Origin of the sequence: Rhodococcus sp. MALMAid1271 (assembly GCF_049195265.1) — a bacterium.
Lineage (GTDB): Bacteria > Actinomycetota > Actinomycetes > Mycobacteriales > Mycobacteriaceae > Rhodococcoides.
In genome coordinates this window covers 1-441 of record NZ_JBMIRQ010000012.1, presented here as the reverse complement: position 1 = coordinate 441, position 441 = coordinate 1, and the positions used below count along the sequence as shown (strand labels likewise).

1 protein-coding gene is annotated in these 441 nt (G+C 62.6%); it reads right to left on the bottom strand.

Annotated elements, in window-relative coordinates; all coding sequences use genetic code 11:
• On the bottom strand, positions 1–441 hold a 441-nt coding region (locus ACOQFP_RS00185; protein WP_421583095.1), incomplete at both ends, for a DUF222 domain-containing protein.

Genomic DNA, 441 nt, shown 5'->3' with positions numbered 1-441 from the left:
ACTGGACGTGCTGTCGGTGTCGTCGTGCACGACTGATGTGGGGTCTGCGGGGTTGTTCACTCCGGGTTTCGCGGCTTTGGAGAACAGGGCTTCGAGGTAGGCGCGTAGTTCGGGGTCGACGCAGAAGCGTCCTTCCGACATCCCGTCGGCACCCTGCTCACCGAGATAGAAGAACGCATCACGTCGCTTCCGCGGCCTGGGCTGCCCGTTCTCGTCGTCGTCTTCGTCGTAGTCGCCGTCGGGGTTGAGGATCGAATCCAGGTGTGCCACCAGTGGCGCGAAGTCGTCGGGTTGTCTGGTCGATGCGTAGCCCACCAACTGCTCTTCGGCGAGATCGCGGGTCTGCGGGTCCACACTCGAGGGCAGATGGCGGAAGAATTCGCGGATCATCTGCACATGCTTGGTATCGAGCAACCCGGCCCGTAATGCTTCGGCGGTGTG